The sequence below is a fragment of the Xanthomonas sp. 3793 genome (genome assembly GCF_024806835.1).
GTDB classification, from domain to species: Bacteria; Pseudomonadota; Gammaproteobacteria; order Xanthomonadales; family Xanthomonadaceae; genus Xanthomonas; species Xanthomonas arboricola_F.
In genome coordinates this window covers 640,306-656,137 of sequence record NZ_JANTYU010000002.1, presented here as the reverse complement: position 1 = coordinate 656,137, position 15,832 = coordinate 640,306, and the positions used below count along the sequence as shown (strand labels likewise).

Sequence of the window (15,832 nt, the reverse complement as noted above, 5' to 3'; positions counted from 1 at the left end):
CATCCGGCGCTGCGCGCCACCTTCTCCCGCCAGCGGGAGAAGCGATGCCTGGCTGCGCGTGATCTCTCGATTGCACGGCACCCCTCCACCGCTCCCTCCCCCGCCTGCGGGGGAAGGTGCCCGAAGCGCGGATGGGGGCAACATCGCTGCGACGCGACCACCACAGGCGCGACAAGCGCAAACGGTGCTGCCCCTCATCCGGCGCTACGCGCCACCTTCTCCCGCCAGCGGGAGAAGCGATGCCTGGCTGCGCGTGATCTCTCGATTGCACGGCACCCCTCCACCGCTCCCTTCCCCCGCCTGCGGGGGAAGGTGCCCGAAGGGCGGATGGGGGCATGGGGGCATGGGCCTGCGGCATACCCACCAACACGCCCCAGAACGCACAAGGCGGCCGAAGCCGCCCTGTCTTTCTCATTGGCGATGCATCGCGCTCAGCGCTGGCGCTTCTTGCGCACGTACAACACCAGCGAATGCTCTTCCAGTTCGTAGCCATGCTTGGCGGCGATCTGACGCTGCAACGCCTCGATCTCTTCGCTTTCGAATTCGATGACGTGGCCGGTGTCCACATCGACCATATGGTCGTGGTGGCCGCCGCGGTCCAGCTCGTACACGGCCTGGCCGCCTTCGAAATTGTGCTTGAGCACCAGACCGGCCGCCTCGAACTGGGTCAGCACGCGGTACACCGTGGCCAGCCCGATCTCGTCGCCGTGGTCGAGCAGCTGCCGATAGATGTCTTCTGCGCTGAGGTGGTGCTGGTTGCTCTTCTGTTCGAGCAGCTCCAGGATCCGCATCCGCGGATGGGTCACCTTGAGCCCGACTTTGCGCAGGTCGTGGGTTTCCATATGTTCTCCGTTCATTGGCGATTTAGCGCCAGCTGCCATCAAACGGGTCGCGGCGACCGGCGGGAGTGTATCATCGGCGTGATTTCCTCAGCACTTATTCCCCGATGCGCAATCTCCTGCTGGTCGCCGCCGTTGCTCTTTCCACCGCTGGCTGCGGCATCATCTACAAGCAGCCGATCTACCAGGGCAATCTGATCAAACAGAACGCCGTGGAGCAACTGCAGGTAGGCCAGAGCAAGCAGCAGGTCAGCGCGTTGCTGGGTACTCCGTCGATTCCGGACCCGTTCCATGCGCAGCGTTGGGACTACACGTCCACCCAGCGCGTCGACCGTCTGGCGCGTACTGAAATCAAGAATTTCACCGTGTTCTTCGAGAACGATCAGGTGGCGCGCTGGGAAGGCGACTACTTCCCGTCGCAGGACGAGCAGCTGGCCAAGTCGGCCCCCAAGCAGTTTGGCCGCAACCTGGCACGCGACAAGAAGAAGCAGCGCGGCCGTTGATGCAGTGGGTCGGCGATCGCGCGATCGCCTGACCACGCGCAGCGCCAGAAAGCCGGCCTTGGTGCCGGTTTTTCTTTATTTTCTCGCCTGAATGCCCTCGACCGGCATGCCAACGGCGACGCGCCTGCCCATCTCGACAGGCCGCCCGACTGCTGGGCGGAGCGCCCACGCCAATGGCAGCGGCGCTACCGTACCGCTACGCCCATGCACAGCCGCCGCACGACTCAGCGCAGCGCCAGATGTCCTCGGAACCCGTTTGCCCGCACCCACGCCGGAGGCAATGGGTCTGCAGCTGACGCAACGCGCCGTCGCATGACACGACGCAAGACACAGCAATGGCGCCCCATCTGGAAGAGCTCGCTCACCAGCAATGCGGCCGACTGCGGCCAATCCCGCCACTAGCTGCCGGTGTCGGCTTTCTTCGCAGGTGCAGCCCGACGGCGACGGGCTTCTTTCGGATCCAGCAGCAGCGGCCTGAGCAACTCGACCCGGTCGCCGGCGCGCAGCACCTGGTCCGGGCGCACCACGACACCGTGGATGGCGATCGCTGCGGGCGGGGCCTCTGCGCAGAGGCCGGATGCGGCGGTTGCCTCGGCGACGGTGGCACCCTGCGGCAGATCAAGCACGATCGCGCTGTAGCGATCCGGCCAGGCCAGGATGACTTCGACCTGCACGGTCACACGTCGCCGCGATCGGCGACCCGCACGAAATCGTTGACCATGCGATCGGCCAGGCCCTGGAAGCCCAGCGCCAATGCCGGCCCCAGCAAGCGCGAGCTGGTTTCCACCTCGAGGGTCAGGCTCACCTTGCACGCGTTGTCGCCCAGCGATTGAAACTCCCACAGGCCTTCCAGGCGCTTGAACGGGCCGTCGCGCAGATGCATCACGATGCGTTCGGGCCGCTCGAGCATGTTTTCGGTGGTGAACCAGGTGCGGAACGAGCCCAGCCCCAGGTCCAGGCGCGCCACGATATGCGCATCGTCCTGCTCCAGCACATGGGCAGCGTCGCACCAGCCGAAGCGGCGCGGATAGGCGGCGACATCATTGACCAGATCGAACATGCGGGAGGCGCTGTGTTCGACCAGTGCGCTGCGACGGATGGTAGGCATTCGCTAACTTGTGAAAGACGGAAGATCGTTTGACGACACCGAATCGGCGACAATGGCGTCATGAGCAAGAAACCAACCAAGGATAAAGCAAACGGCGCGAAGGCCACGAAAACCATCGCGCTGAACAAGCGTGCGCGCCACGAATACCACCTGGAAGAGCGCTACGAAGCCGGCCTGGCGTTGCAGGGCTGGGAGATCAAGGCGATCCGCGCCGGCCGCGCCAATATCGTGGACGGCTATGCGTATGTGCGCTCCGGCGAGATCTACCTGATCGGCGCGCAGATCACCCCGCTGATCCAGGCCTCCACCCACACCGTGCCGGTGGAGCGTCGCGACCGCAAGTTGCTGCTGCACCGGAGCGAAATCGACAAGGTGCTTACCCGCGTGGAGCGCGAAGGCTACACCCTGGTGCCCACCGCCCTGTACTGGAGCAGCAACAAGGTCAAGCTGGAAATTGCGCTCGCCAAGGGCAAGCAGAATCACGACAAGCGCGACGCCGCCAAGGACCGCGACTGGCAGCGCGACAAGCAGCGCGTGATGCGGCGGCACAATCGAGATGCCTGAGGGGCGGGGATTGGGGATTAGTAATTAGGGATTCGTTACAGCAGTTGTGCATGAACTGGCGCGCCGCTGGCTTGCGATCCATTTAGTACCAAGGCAAGGCGCGGGCTTGCTGCTCTTGCCAATCCCCAATCCCGACTCCCGAATCACGTGGCTCCAAGCATCCGCATCAAATTCGGCACCCCCCTGCCCTGCACGTAGCGGTCGCGTTGCAGATCGGTGCAGGTGTCGAGCATCAGCTGCTTGACCCGGTCCGGAAAGCCGATGAACTCGCGGCGTGCCGACAGAAAGCCGGCCAGCACGCCGGAGACATGCGGCGCAGCCATGCTGGTGCCGCTCATTTCCACCATCAGGCTTGCCGGATCTTTCGGATCGAAGTCGTAATACGTCGAGACGATCTTTTCGCCCGGCGCCACCACGTCGGGCTTGCCGCGGCCGTCGGCGGTGGGCCCGCGCGAGGAAAAATACGACACGCCGTAATTGTGCGGGCTGCTCTTGTGCACCGAGCCGACCACGATAGCCTCTTCCAGATTGCCGGGGTCGCTGATCGACAGATCCATGTTGGCCGGGTAGGCATCCCCATCCTTGCCCATCAACCAGGCCAGCCCTTCGTTACCGGCAGCCACCACCACCAGTACGCCCTGTCGCCATAGCCGGCGCAACTCGTTGCACAGCGGTGTAAAGCCACAGCCGTAGCTTTCCGGGTCGAAATAGCCGCCCAGGCTCAGGTTCACTCCGTGGATGACCAGCTCGCCTGCGCGCTCGTTGATGGCAGCCACCTGCTGCACTGCCTTGATCATCCACGAATCGCGCCCATCGCCGGCGTCGTCCAGCACCTTGAAGCCATACAGCTGCGCATCCGGCGCCATGCCGGCAAATTCCAGCGGCGGACCAGGCTTGCCCTGCGCATCCGGCAGCGTTGCCTGGCAATGGCCGGCAATGATCCCGGCGATGTGGGTGCCGTGGCCGTGCCGATCGAGCCGGGCAAACGCATCGCCATCGGCGCGCGTCAATTGCCTGGGCGCACCGCGCCGCGTGCAATCCCATTGCGCCACCACGTTGTCGCGCTGGCCTTTGACGAAGAAATGCGGATGGCTGGCGGCGATACCGGTATCCAGCACTGCCCAGCCGATCTGCTGCCCGCGCGCCCGATAGGCATTGCGTGCTGCGTCGGCATGCAGCACGTTGCCGGAGATGTGGATCAGCGCGCGCTTGCCGGCATCGCGCCACACCCGGCGAAACCCCAGCGCACGATAGCGGCCCTGCAGCGATTCGATTTCGAAGCGGGTCAACCGCGCCGATACGAAGCGCTGCAAGCCATCTTCCAATTCGATCGCCTCATCCAGCGCGTCGCCCTGCAGGCCGGTGCTGCGCGCAGCGACCTCGCGCAGATGGCGTATCAGCACTGCCCGCACACCGGCCGGATCGTTGCCGGCGAGCCGCCGGTCCAGTTCGATCAGGACTTCATGCCGATGCTCGGGGCCGTGCGCTTCGAGCTGCTCGCTGAGGTCCTTGATCAACACCGCATTGGACACCGGCTGGTCGAAGCCCACGCCCACCGCTTGCCGCACCGCTGCGCGCACCTGCGGGATCGACAGATAACCCGAGCCCGAATGCGCGTTGTGCTGCCAGTCGGGATTGATCCGCGCGCCGGCAATGTTTTCGAAACGCCCCTTCGCGTTGGCGATGTCGTCGGTGAGATCGGCGTCCAGCGCGATCGGGTCGCGCGTCTCGGCGACGTTGATCCACTGCCGCACGCATGCAGGGAACGGCAGCTTGCGGGTGCCGGTCCAGCGCTTGAACATGCTGCGCACCTGCGGCAACCCGAGCGGCGATCCCAGGGTCAGGAACAACGTCACCTCGCAGTCGGCCGCCTCGAGCTGGCGCAGCACGTCGTAGGCGATCATCGAACCCTGGCTATGCGCGACCACCACGAACGGCCCGCCTCCCGCACGCAGCCGCTGCGTCAGACTGTCGCGCATCGACGCCGCGCGCTCGGGCACGAAGAACAGGTCGTGCACGTCCTGCAGCAGCGCTGCGGAAATCAGCCGCAGCAGCACCCGGTTGATCGCGTCGATCGGGCCCTTTGCCTGCACGCTGCCGGGTGCGCTCGTACTTTCCAGCTCGTCCAGCAAGCGATGCAGGTCGGCCCGCTCCTGATCGCTCTGTGCCAAGGCGTCGGCGAGCACGTGCAGATCCTGCCCGCCCGGCACCAGACCGAGCGTCGTCAATGCACGCTGCACGCTTTGGTTGAGCGCCGGCCCCACATCGCGCCCGTCGCAATTGCCGGGCTCCGCCACCGGATACCGCTCGCGGTTGACCCAGTACGCCAACCGGGTGCGCTCGCCCATCGGGCGCCCGAACAATGCCTTGTCCCACTGACACCGCAATACGTCGGCCGGTGGCTTGTTGCCGATGCCGTGGATATAGATCACGGTGCGCGCCTTGCCCTGCACGCGAGCCGCAGCCGCGGCCTGCGTGCCTGACTGCGGTGCGCGCTTGTGTGGCTGCCTGGCAGGTACAGCGGCAGCGCGCGGTGCTGCGCGTGTCGAACGTGGACGTGGGGGCTTGCCGGTCGCCATCGCTTCGCTCCTTCGTTTACAGACTGTTCGGTCCGGTACGGGACTGAAGCCACTGTAAGCGCTGTCCATCTCACCACTTGTGACAGGGCGCGCCGATCCCTACACTGGCCTGGTCAGCGTTTGATGCTTTCCCCGGGGGTGCACTGGTTTCGACGGGGGTCGCGAAGTCGCTTGGCGCATGCCGAGGGGGCAGCTTTCCTCGTTAATCCAGCAGCAAACTTTTAGTTGCCAACGACGACAACTACGGTTCGGACTTCGCTATCGCCGCTTAATTGGCTTTAGTTGTAGTTCTACAGCCGCCTAAGGCGAACCCCCGAAACTACTTGTGCCCGTGCTCGTAGATGTAGGGTCATTATCACGGAACCGCCGGTGGTGGCTGCCTGTCAGCTACCGGCTAAATCAAGCAGGCTGGTTTCCAGGTGCGCTTTGCCCGCCGTGCTGCCTGGGAATGAGATCTAACGGAGGGATAAGCATGTAGTGCCGGGGATGGAGTGCTTCCGGACGGCGGTTCGATTCCGCCCACCTCCACCACACAACGGTCCTAAGACGGCCGACTGAGGCCGGGAATTCTCGAAAGAGGTTCTCGGCCTTTTTCATGGACGATACTGCGGCTCAATCAGCTCGCACGGGAGGCGCCAGCGATCACCGCTACCGGCCGCGTCAGTTAGTGACGCAGTCGGTCGGTTCGGATGTGGTGGGCGTGGACGTGCAGGTCGTGCCATCACACGCGCGCGCCGATGGAAGGTCGCCGCGGAGTTGGTCGAACAGTGCGAGCAGCTCGGTAGCCTCCTGCTGCAGCAGGACCAGGGCACTCTTGTTGGGTTCATCCATTGCATGTGGTCCGACGGCGCTCCCCAGCGCTCCTGATGCCGGCGACGCAAACTGCGTGCCAGCATGACGGCACCTGATCCGGGTTGGTCAAGGTTGGGTCAGGCAAGCAGATTCGTAGCCGCAACCTTGCACGATGCGCTGCCCGGCCATCGGGTGCCATGCTGTCGTCTCGCCTGTCCGCGGGCTGGGTCTGCGCCAATGCAAGCCGTGTTCGACTCAGCTGTAGTCGAGCTGCCGTTGCGCTTCGGCGTGCATGACTTCCAGGGTCACCATGCCGGCGCTGCGCGCGGCAGACATGGCGCTGCGGTGGTCGGGAAACGTGCGCGCAAGAGTGGCGCCTGCGAGTTCGCCCGCTTTCCGTCCCATGCCGATCTGTTCGATACGCCAGTCCGCGCTCCAGGTCGCGTCGACGCCACGGCTTGGGGCCGCATGGCAAATCAGCTGATAGTTTCCAAGAAAAATGACCAAACTGGGCTCGGCTCTGCGGTGCGTGATGAGCATACCGTCGCAAGATCGCGGCGGCGAGTCCCGCCCCCGTCTGCCAGCTGACTGGGCGGTTGAGGCACGCGACTTGCATCGACCTCGACCATACCATCGGTGTTGGGGAACACGGTGTTGACCAAACAAGCAAAACGTCATGCAGCCGGAGCGCTGCTGCTGGGCGGGGCCATCTTCGTGGTGATCGGCATCGGCGGCTACTTCACCACGCAGCGCTCGCTGGCCGATGCGGGCTGGGTCACGCATACACAGGAGGTCCTCGCGGGCATCGACGAAATCCAGGCCGGGCTGCTGTCGGCGGAGTCGTCGGTACGTGGCTACGTGCTGACCGACAACGAGGCGTTCCTGGGCGTCTATGCCGACGCGATCGGGCGCCTGCCCGAGCGCATCGTGCGGCTGGAGGCGCTGGTACAGGACAACCCGGTACAGGGCCGCAATGCGCGTGAGCTCAACCGATTGGTGAACACGCGACTGGTGCAGATCAACGATCTGCTGCTCAACTACCGTAGCCATGGGCTGGAAGGCGCGCGCGGGTCGATCGCGCGCGGCGTGTTCCAGACCTCTTCGGCATTGCGGCGCCAGGTGCAGATCATGACCGAGCTGGAACGTCATCAACTGGTGAAGCGGACGCAGGCCAATGCACTCAGTGCGCAGTGGGTGCTGCGGATGACCGTGATCGGCATCGTCAGCGGGCTGCTGGTGATGCTGCTGGCCTACCGCTTGCTGGCGCGCGAGCTGCAACGCCGCGTGCGCGCCGAGGACGATGCCAGCCATACCAGCGAGCGGTTGGTCGAATCCTTTGCGGCGCTGGAGCGAACCTCTGCGGGACTGGAAGCGCTGGCACGCTACTCGGGACTGCTGCAGAACTGCCGCGACGCCGAAGAAGCACTGGAAATCACCGCACGCACGATTGCGCCGCTGATCCCCGGCGCAGCCGGCGCGGTATATCTGCTGCGCGCATCGCGCGATCGCGCCGAGCAGGTCGTGGCGTGGGGCGCGATGGCCGACGGCGACAGCGCAAGCATCGCGCCGGAGACGTGCTGGGCGCTGCGCCGCGATCGTACGCACGTGGTGGAAGATGCCAGCCAGGGCATGCTGTGTCGCCATGCCGACGCCAATCTTCCGACGCACGCCAGCACGGTGTGCATTCCGTTGTCGGCTCAAGGCACGCAACTGGGCATGTTGGCGCTGCGCAGCGACCAGCCAGGTGGTCTGAGCTCACTGACCGTTGCCGAAGCGGCGGCCGAACAACTCTCGCTGGCGCTGCATAGCCTGCGTCTGCGCGAAACGCTGCGTCAGCAATCGATCCGCGATCCACTGACCGGCCTGTACAACCGCCGCTATCTGGAAGAAGCGCTCAATCACGAACTGGCGCGCTGTACGCGCCGCGAGCAGCCGTTGTCGGTGCTGATGCTGGACGTCGACCACTTCAAGCGCTTCAACGATCTGCATGGGCATAGTGGCGGCGACCGCGTGTTGGCGGCCATCGGCGAACTGTTGCTGACGCAGACCCGCGGCGAAGATATCTGCTGCCGCTACGGCGGCGAAGAATTGACGATCATCCTGCCGGAAGTGGATCTGGCAACTGCGCGCAGGATGGCGGAGAAGCTGCGCGCCGGGATCGAGGCCTTGCAGGTAATGGCCGATGGCGTATCGCTGCCGAAGATCACCGCCTCGTTTGGCGCAGCGAGCTTTCCCGAACACGCGGGCACTGCGGCGCAACTGCTGCGGCGCGCGGACGAGGCCTTGTACCGGGCCAAGCAGGCCGGCCGCAATCAGGTGGTCAGCGCACCGGACGCTGCGAACGCCGACTGTGCGCAGCAGCCCTGAAGGCAGCAAGAGACGTCGCGAACCTGGCCTTGATGCGCTTGGCCAGACCGCCGGCCAGGCGCCACTGGTCGCTAACCGCTTGGCGATCCAGGCGCAACTATGCAATTTCACTTATATCGGTCTGCGACAGATCGAGCCCGGCCGTTGCTGGGTACCGCTGCGCTGGTGGGTTGCAGCCAGCTCACCGCGCCGAGATTGGCGTTCACCGCGTTTGCTACCCGCATCATCCGGCTTCGAGCAGCGCAGCATCACCGTCAGCCGCGTCCCTCTTCGTCGGTGGGAATAAGACCGGCGCCAGCCAGCATGCCGTCGACGCGGGTACGCACATAGGCCGCATCTTCGGGGTCGGCGCTGCGCAGCACCGCTTCGGCGCGTGCCTGGAAATCCAGATAGTCAAAATCCGCATCCTCATCGGCAGACAGTTGCGGCAGTTCGTCCTGCAACGCGTCCAGGCGCGTCTCGAGCTCTTTGCGTGTAGGCATAACAGGCTCCGGCATCAAAGCCGTTACGGTTGCGGCAAGGCCGTCAAGGACGCGCGAAGCCTTGCCATGCAACGCTTCATTTTCCTACCCGCTGCAGCGGCGGCTGCATGCTCAACTTTCGCACAGGCCGGCCGATAATGATGCCGACTCCGACAGAACCTTGCCTGTGATCCTCCACCTGCGGCGGGATTTCCGCCTCGGCATCGTCAAGATGCTTGGGCCAATCACCGCGCTGTTGCTTTGCCTCTATGCGGTGTATCTGGCCATGACCGGCCAGGCGATTGCGTGCCTGATCACCGCAGCGCTGGGCATGCTGGCGATCTGGCGCGGCTGGAAGATGCGCGCGGCCGAACGCACCGCTGCCGGCGGTGTCTGGCTGGCGTCGATCAATGTCGCCGGCTGCCTGGTGGCTTGCTGGACCGGGGGCGATGGCGCCCTGCCCTGGCTGTTTCCGGTATTGGCAACCAATTATTTTTTGTGCGGGCCGCAGCGTGCGGTGTTGCTGAGCCTGCCGTTGATGGCGGCATTGCTGTTCCTGCCCGGCTTGATCGTCAGCCCCGGCCAGGGGGTGTCGACCGTAGTGGTGACCTTGGTGACGCTGGCGGTGGGATATTCGTTCTCGCTACGCATGCAGGACGACCGCGTGCACCTGGAAGAGCTGGCCTCGCTGGATGCACTGACCGGCTTGCCCAACCGACGCATGCTGGAACGCGCGCTGACCCACCAGATCGATCAGCGCCAACCGCAGGACCGGCTCAACAGCCTGATCATCCTGGACCTGGATCATTTCAAGGAGGTCAACGATCTGTACGGACATGCCGCCGGCGATGCGGCGCTGTCGGATCTGGCGACCATCCTGCGCTACGAAGTGCGCGAGCCGCATCAGGTGTTCCGGTTCGGCGGCGAAGAATTCGTGGTACTGCTGCGCGCAGGTTCGCTAGCGGAACTGGAAGCGGCCACCGAGCGCTTGCGCAAGGTGATCCGCAGTGGATTGCGCGGCCCGGGCGGGCGCATCACGGTCTCGCTGGGCGCTGCGCGCCACGATGGCGAAACCCATTGGCAAGACTGGTTTTCGCGTGCCGATGCAGCACTGTACCTGGCCAAGAACAGCGGCCGCGACAGCGTGCGGGTTGCCGACTGAGCGCAGCGCTGCGGGCTGGATCGCAACATCAGGAACCACGCCCTTCTGCCAGGCGGGGCGACCCAACGGCCGCCCCGTCCATCGGTCAACGATTGACCACGGCCACCGGTGCGGCGGGGGCTTCGCCCTGCTTCCAGCCGCCCAAGGCCTTGTACACGCCGACCACGCCGACATTGACTGCCGCCTCGGCCTGCGCCAACGCATCGTCTGCCGCCAGCTGAGTGCGCTGTGCATCCAGCAAGGTCAGGAAGTCTTCCGAGCCCTCGCGGTAGCGGATCTGCGCCAGCTGTTCGGCACGCCGCGCCGCATTGGCCTGGTCGACCACGATCGCCAGGCGCGCCTGCTGACGCCCATAGCCGATCAAGGCGTTTTCGGTGTCTTCCAGTGCCAGCAAGACCGCTTGCTGGTACTGCGCCAACGCACCGTCGGCCTGCGCCTTGCTGGCACGCAGGCGTGCACGCACGGTACCGAAGTCGAACGCGGCCCAGCTGATCGACGGGGTGACCGACCAGGCCTTCGCATTGCCCTGGGTCAGCCTGGCCGCATCGCCGGACAGAAAGCCGACAAAACCGCTGACGCTGATGCGCGGGAACAGATCGGCCGTGGCCACGCCGACCTGCGCGGTGGCTGCGGCCAGACGGCGTTCGGCACTGCGCACGTCCGGACGTTGACGCAGCAATCCGGCGGTATCGCCCAACGGCAACGGGTGCGCGAATGCCGGCATGGCGCGTGCGACCAGAGTGGCGTCCAGCGCATTCGGCTGTTGGCCAAGCAATACGGCAAGCCGGTGCCGGTATTGCGCCTCGGCAGTTTCCAGCAACGGAATATCCGCCTCGATCGCCTTCAACCGCGCCAGGCTGCTCTGCACATCCAGCTCGCTGCCGGCACCCAGATCCCAACGCGTCTGCGTCAGCTTCTGGGTGTCGCGCAGGTTGGTCAGGGTGCGCTTGGAGACATCGAGCTGCTTCTGGGTGCCGCGCAATTGGAAGTAATTGCGCGCCACTTCGGCAGCGACCGTGACCTGTACGTCCTGCAGGCTGGCCTGCTCGGCGTCCAGATCGGCGCGCGCCGCTTCAGAGGCGCGGCGCTGGCGGCCGAACAGATCCAGCTCCCAGGCCGCATCCAGGCCCAGGGTGGTCTGCTCGGTGAGGAAGCGCTGATTGCCGGCGATCACCTGCTGCTGCTCGCGTCGATCGAAGCTGCCCTGGGCGGTGATGTGCGGGGCCTGGTCGAGACGACGCTCCACGAAGACCGCACGCGCCTGCTTCACCCGCGACACCGCAATGCGCAGATCGTGGTTGGCGAACAAGGCATCGCGCACCAGCTGCTCCAGCACCGGGTCGTCGAACTGCGACCACCAGTTGCCGACCGGGGATTGTGCGCTGAACGCGGCATCCTGCGCGCCCTGCAGCGTGACCGGCGGCGGCGGGTCGGGCCGGTAATCGGGCCCCACCGCGCAACCGCTGAGCACCAACGCGGCCAACGCCGCGCCAAGCAATGTTCTTACCATGGCAAGGTGTCTCCCAGGTGGGTAAAGCTGCCGGTCGGGCCGTGCGCATCGATCAATGCCATCTGCACGCTGCTGTGCGCGCCCTGCTCGATGTCGATCTCGCCCTCGCCACCGTTCATGTCGGTTTTGACGTAGCCGGGATGGATGGTATTGACCTTGATCGAGGTATCGCGCAGCTCGTAGGCAAGATGCACGGTCCAGCTGTTCAAGGCGCTCTTGGACGCGTTGTAGGCCGGCACCTTGAAGCTGTAGATCGGCGAGCCGGGGTCGCTGTGCAGCGTGAGCGAGCCGAGAATGCTGGACACATTGACGATGCGGCCGGCCAGCGAGCGCTGCAGCAGCGGCAGGAAGGCCTTGGTCACGCCGACCACCGCGAACAGATTGGTGTCGAAGGTGCGCTTCCAGGTGTCCAGGCTTTGCTCGGACGGCTTGCGCTGGATGTCATCGATCATGATGCCGGCGTTGTTGACCAGGATGTCCAGGTGGCCGTGACGCTCCTTCACCGTACCGACCGCCGCAGCGATGCTGATGTCGTCGTTGACGTCCAGTTGAATCGCTTCCACCGGCAGGCCTTCGGCCTGCAGCTTGAGCGCGGCGGCCACCGCGTCATCGCGCTTGCGACCGGCCAGCAGCGTATGCACGCCGGCCTGTGCGAGTTGACGAACCGTTTCCAGGCCGATGCCGCGGGTGGCGCCGGTGACCAGTGCGATCTTGGTGTTGCTCATGTGGTGCATCCTCTTGAATTGGGGGAAGTGACTGGCTTACGCCTTCACGGGGTCATGCGAAACGGCAGCCGGTGCAGCAGGCCCGCGACGGGTCACCCACTTGCGCAGCGCCACGTAGAACACAGGGGTCAGGAACAGGCCGAACAAGGTCACGCCCAGCATGCCGGCGAATACCGTGATCCCGGTGACCGAACGCACTTCGGCGCCGGCGCCATGGCCGAACACCAGCGGCACGGTGCCGGCGATGAAGGCGATGGAGGTCATCACGATCGGGCGCAGACGCAGGCGGCAGGCTTCCAGCGCTGCTTCCACGATGCCCTTGCCATGCATCTCCAGCTCGCGGGCGAACTCCACGATCAGGATCGCGTTCTTGCACGCCAGGCCCATCAACACCACCAGGCCCACCTGCACAAACACGTTGTTGTCGCCACCGGTGAGCCACACACCGAACAGTGCGGACAGCAAGGTCATCGGCACGATCAGGATCACCGCCAGCGGCAGGGTCCAGCTTTCATACAACGCGGCCAATACCAGGAACGCCAGCAACACCGCCATCGGGAACACGATCAACGCCGAGTTGCCCTGGGTTGACTGCTGATAGCTCAGGTCGGTCCACTCGATGTTCATGCCGTTGGGCAACACCTTCGGTGCCATGCCGGCCAGCGTGTGCATCGCCTCGGTGGAGGAGAGCATGCGCGGGTCAGCCTCGCCGATCAGATCGGCGGCCGGGTAGCCGTTGTAGCGGATCACCGGATCCGGGCCGTAGGTCTGGCCCAGCGTGACCATGCTGCCGATCGGCACCATCTCGCCGTTGGCATTGCGGGTACGCAGGTTGGCGATGTCTTCGACGCTGTCGCGGAACGGTCCATCGGCCTGGGCGATCACCTGATAGGTGCGACCGAAGCGATTGAAGTCGTTGATGTACGACGAACCCAGGTAGGTCTGCAGCGTGTCGAACAGGTTGGTCAACGGCACGCCCTGCGCCTTGGCCTTGTCGCGATCGACCTTGGCGTCCAGCTGCGGCACGTTGGCCTGGTAGGTGCCGATCGGGAACTGCATGCCCGGCGTCTGCGAAATCGCACCGGACATCGCATTCACCGCGCTCTGCAACTGGCCATAACCCAGACCCGCACGGTCCTGGATATACAGCGAGTAGCCCGAGCCCTGCCCCAGGCCCAGAATCGGCGGCGGCATGAAGGCGAACGCAAAACCCTGCTGGATCTGGCTGATGCGCGCGTTGAGCTCGGCATTGATCTGCACCGCGCTGCGGGTGCGCTGACTGAACGGCTTGAGCGTGATGAACACCGTTCCGGTGTTGGGCGTATTGGTGAACTGCAGCGGATTCAACCCGGGGAACGCGATCGTGTGATCCACTCCTTCGGTCTGCATCGCGATCTGGCTGATCTGGCGGATCACTTCATTGGTGCGCTCCAGCGAGGCGCCTTCCGGCAGTTTGGTACCGGCAATCAGGTACAGCTTGTCCTGGGTGGGAATAAAACCGCCCGGCACGATCTTGAACATGAAACCGGCGCCCACCAGCAGCAACAGGTACACCATGAACACCGCACCGCGCTTGCTCAACGTGCGCGACACCGCACCCTGGTACTTGTGCGAGCTGCTGTTGAAGAAGCGGTTGAACGGACGGAACAACCAGCCGAACAGACGGTCGATCAAACGCGACGGGCCATCCTTGGGCGCGTCGTGCGCCTTGAGCAACATCGCGGCCAGCGCCGGCGACAGGGTCAGCGAGTTGATCGCCGAAATCACCGTGGAAATGGCGATGGTCACCGCGAACTGCTTGTAGAACTGGCCGGTCACGCCCGACAGGAACGCCATCGGCACGAACACCGCGCACAGCACCAGCGCGATGGCGATGATCGGCCCGGACACCTCACGCATCGCCTGATGCGCGGCCGCCAGCGGGGTGAGGCCTTCTTCGATATTGCGCTCGACGTTTTCCACCACCACGATCGCATCGTCGACCACGATGCCGATCGCCAGCACCAGGCCGAACAGGCTCAGCGTGTTGATCGAAAAACCCAGCAGATACAGCGCAGCGAACGTACCGACCACCGACACCGGCACCGCCAGCAACGGAATGATCGAGGCACGCCAGGTCTGCAGGAACAGGATCACCACCAGCACCACCAGCAGCACCGCCTCCAGTAGCGTGTGCACCACCGCACTGATCGAGTCGCGCACGAACACGGTGGGGTCATACGCTGCCGACCAGGCCATGTCCTGCGGGAACTGCTTTTCCAGCTCGGCCATCTTGGCGCGCACGGCGTCTGACAATTCGATCGCATTGGCGCCGGGCGACTGGAACACACCCATGCCCACCGCGTTCTGGTTGTCCAGCTGCGAGCGCAAGGTGTAGTTGCCGGCGCCCAGTTCCAGACGCGCCACGTCGCTCAGGCGCACGATCTCGCCGCTGTTGCCGCTGCGGATCACGATGTTGCCGAATTCCTCTTCGGTGGTGAGTCGGCCCTGCGCATTGATCGAGAGCAGGAAATCGCTCTTGTTGGGCATCGGTTCGGCGCCGAGCTGGCCGGCGGAGACCTGCACGTTCTGCTCGCGGATGGCCGCGACCACGTCGCTGGCAGTGAGCCCGCGCGCGGCGACCTTGTCAGGGTTCAACCAGATGCGCATGGCGTAATCGCCGGCACCGAAGACCCGGATCTGGCCCACGCCCGGCAGGCGCGACAGCTCATCCTTGACCTTCAAGGTGGCGTAGTTGCTCAGGTACAGCGAGTCGTACTTGCCCTTGGGCGAGGTCAGATGCACCACCATGGTCAGCGTCGGCGATTGCTTCTGCGTGGTCACGCCCTGGCGGCGCACGTCTTCGGGCAGGCGCGCCTGCGCCTGACTGACGCGGTTCTGCACCTGCACCTGCGCCTGGTCCGGATCGGTGCCAGGCTTGAAGGTCACGGTGACCATCAGCACGCCATCGGAGCCGGCGACCGACTTCATGTACATCATGTTTTCGACGCCGTTGATCGCCTCCTCAAGCGGCGTGGCGACGGTCTCGGCGATGACCTTGGGGTTGGCGCCCGGATACACCGCACGCACCTGCACGCTCGGCGGTACTACTTCGGGGTATTCGCTGATGGGCAACAGCGGCATGGCGATCAGGCCAGCCGCGAAGATGATGATCGACAGCACCGCGGCAAAGATCGGCCGGTCGATGAAAAAACGGGAAAAGTCCATTGGGGTGGTCCTGAA

At 64.8% G+C, this 15,832-nt stretch carries 14 protein-coding genes and 1 other RNA gene; 5 read left to right on the top strand and 10 right to left on the bottom strand.

Annotation, left to right across the window (positions count from 1 at the left end; translation table 11 throughout):
• Window positions 1–431: 431 nt before the first annotated feature.
• Complete coding sequence (fur, locus tag FHY18_RS09115) at window positions 432–842, bottom strand: ferric iron uptake transcriptional regulator (RefSeq protein ID WP_029221003.1); 411 nt, start codon at window positions 840–842, stop codon at window positions 432–434.
• Window positions 843–946: 104 nt separating this feature from the next.
• On the opposite strand from fur, the gene bamE reads away from it, so the two are divergent.
• Window positions 947–1,342, top strand: coding sequence for an outer membrane protein assembly factor BamE (bamE, locus tag FHY18_RS09110; protein ID WP_029221004.1), 396 nt, complete (start codon window positions 947–949; stop codon window positions 1,340–1,342).
• 398 nt (window positions 1,343–1,740) lie between these two features.
• On the opposite strand, the gene FHY18_RS09105 is transcribed toward bamE, so the two are convergent.
• Together FHY18_RS09105 and FHY18_RS09100 are read right to left on the bottom strand one after the other, a co-directional pair.
• Window positions 1,741–2,016, bottom strand: a complete 276-nt coding sequence (locus FHY18_RS09105; RefSeq protein WP_259153998.1) for an RnfH family protein — start codon at window positions 2,014–2,016, stop codon at window positions 1,741–1,743.
• Window positions 2,017–2,018: 2 nt separating this feature from the next.
• Entirely contained in the window at window positions 2,019–2,450 is a 432-nt protein-coding gene (locus FHY18_RS09100) for a type II toxin-antitoxin system RatA family toxin (RefSeq protein ID WP_046963470.1), read from the bottom strand.
• A 60-nt stretch (window positions 2,451–2,510) separates the two neighbouring features.
• On the opposite strand from FHY18_RS09100, the gene smpB reads away from it, so the two are divergent.
• Complete coding sequence (smpB, locus tag FHY18_RS09095; RefSeq protein ID WP_259153574.1) at window positions 2,511–3,014, top strand: SsrA-binding protein SmpB; 504 nt, start codon at window positions 2,511–2,513, stop codon at window positions 3,012–3,014.
• A 143-nt stretch (window positions 3,015–3,157) separates the two neighbouring features.
• Here smpB and FHY18_RS09090 read toward each other — a convergent pair whose 3' ends face one another.
• Window positions 3,158–5,593, bottom strand: coding sequence for a S8 family serine peptidase (locus FHY18_RS09090; protein WP_259153571.1), 2,436 nt, complete (start codon window positions 5,591–5,593; stop codon window positions 3,158–3,160).
• Between the two features lie 134 nt (window positions 5,594–5,727).
• On the opposite strand from FHY18_RS09090, the gene ssrA reads away from it, so the two are divergent.
• Window positions 5,728–6,124, top strand: a transfer-messenger RNA (tmRNA) gene (ssrA, locus tag FHY18_RS09085).
• A 129-nt stretch (window positions 6,125–6,253) separates the two neighbouring features.
• On the opposite strand, the gene FHY18_RS09080 is transcribed toward ssrA, so the two are convergent.
• Window positions 6,254–6,424 carry a hypothetical protein gene (locus tag FHY18_RS09080; protein WP_259153569.1) on the bottom strand — a complete coding sequence of 57 codons (171 nt, stop codon included), beginning with the start codon at window positions 6,422–6,424 and terminating at the stop codon, window positions 6,254–6,256.
• 216 nt (window positions 6,425–6,640) lie between these two features.
• Complete coding sequence (locus tag FHY18_RS09075; protein ID WP_259153996.1) at window positions 6,641–6,892, bottom strand: hypothetical protein; 252 nt, start codon at window positions 6,890–6,892, stop codon at window positions 6,641–6,643.
• A gap of 144 nt (window positions 6,893–7,036) precedes the next feature.
• Between FHY18_RS09075 and FHY18_RS09070 the strand changes: the two genes are divergently transcribed.
• The gene (locus FHY18_RS09070; RefSeq protein ID WP_259153567.1) at window positions 7,037–8,752 is read left to right on the top strand and encodes a diguanylate cyclase; all 1,716 of its coding nucleotides are present in this window, start codon (window positions 7,037–7,039) and stop codon (window positions 8,750–8,752) included.
• Between the two features lie 254 nt (window positions 8,753–9,006).
• Here the strand turns inward: FHY18_RS09070 and FHY18_RS09065 are convergent, their stop codons facing one another.
• Entirely contained in the window at window positions 9,007–9,306 is a 300-nt protein-coding gene (locus tag FHY18_RS09065; RefSeq protein ID WP_259153566.1) for a hypothetical protein, read from the bottom strand.
• A gap of 94 nt (window positions 9,307–9,400) precedes the next feature.
• Here FHY18_RS09065 and FHY18_RS09060 point away from each other — a divergent pair, with 94 nt between their 5' ends.
• Window positions 9,401–10,375, top strand: a complete 975-nt coding sequence (locus FHY18_RS09060; protein ID WP_259153995.1) for a diguanylate cyclase — start codon at window positions 9,401–9,403, stop codon at window positions 10,373–10,375.
• 85 nt (window positions 10,376–10,460) lie between these two features.
• Here the strand turns inward: FHY18_RS09060 and FHY18_RS09055 are convergent, their stop codons facing one another.
• The 3 genes from FHY18_RS09055 to FHY18_RS09045 are packed head-to-tail and all read right to left on the bottom strand — an operon-like array spanning window position 10,461 to window position 15,817.
• Entirely contained in the window at window positions 10,461–11,885 is a 1,425-nt protein-coding gene (locus FHY18_RS09055; protein ID WP_259153565.1) for an efflux transporter outer membrane subunit, read from the bottom strand.
• Window positions 11,879–12,610 carry an SDR family oxidoreductase gene (locus FHY18_RS09050; protein ID WP_046963463.1) on the bottom strand — a complete coding sequence of 244 codons (732 nt, stop codon included), beginning with the start codon at window positions 12,608–12,610 and terminating at the stop codon, window positions 11,879–11,881. Before FHY18_RS09050 ends, FHY18_RS09055 begins: the two co-directional genes overlap by 7 nt.
• 36 nt (window positions 12,611–12,646) lie before the next feature.
• The gene (locus FHY18_RS09045) at window positions 12,647–15,817 is read right to left on the bottom strand and encodes an efflux RND transporter permease subunit (protein WP_259153562.1); all 3,171 of its coding nucleotides are present in this window, start codon (window positions 15,815–15,817) and stop codon (window positions 12,647–12,649) included.
• Window positions 15,818–15,832 lie beyond the last annotated feature (15 nt).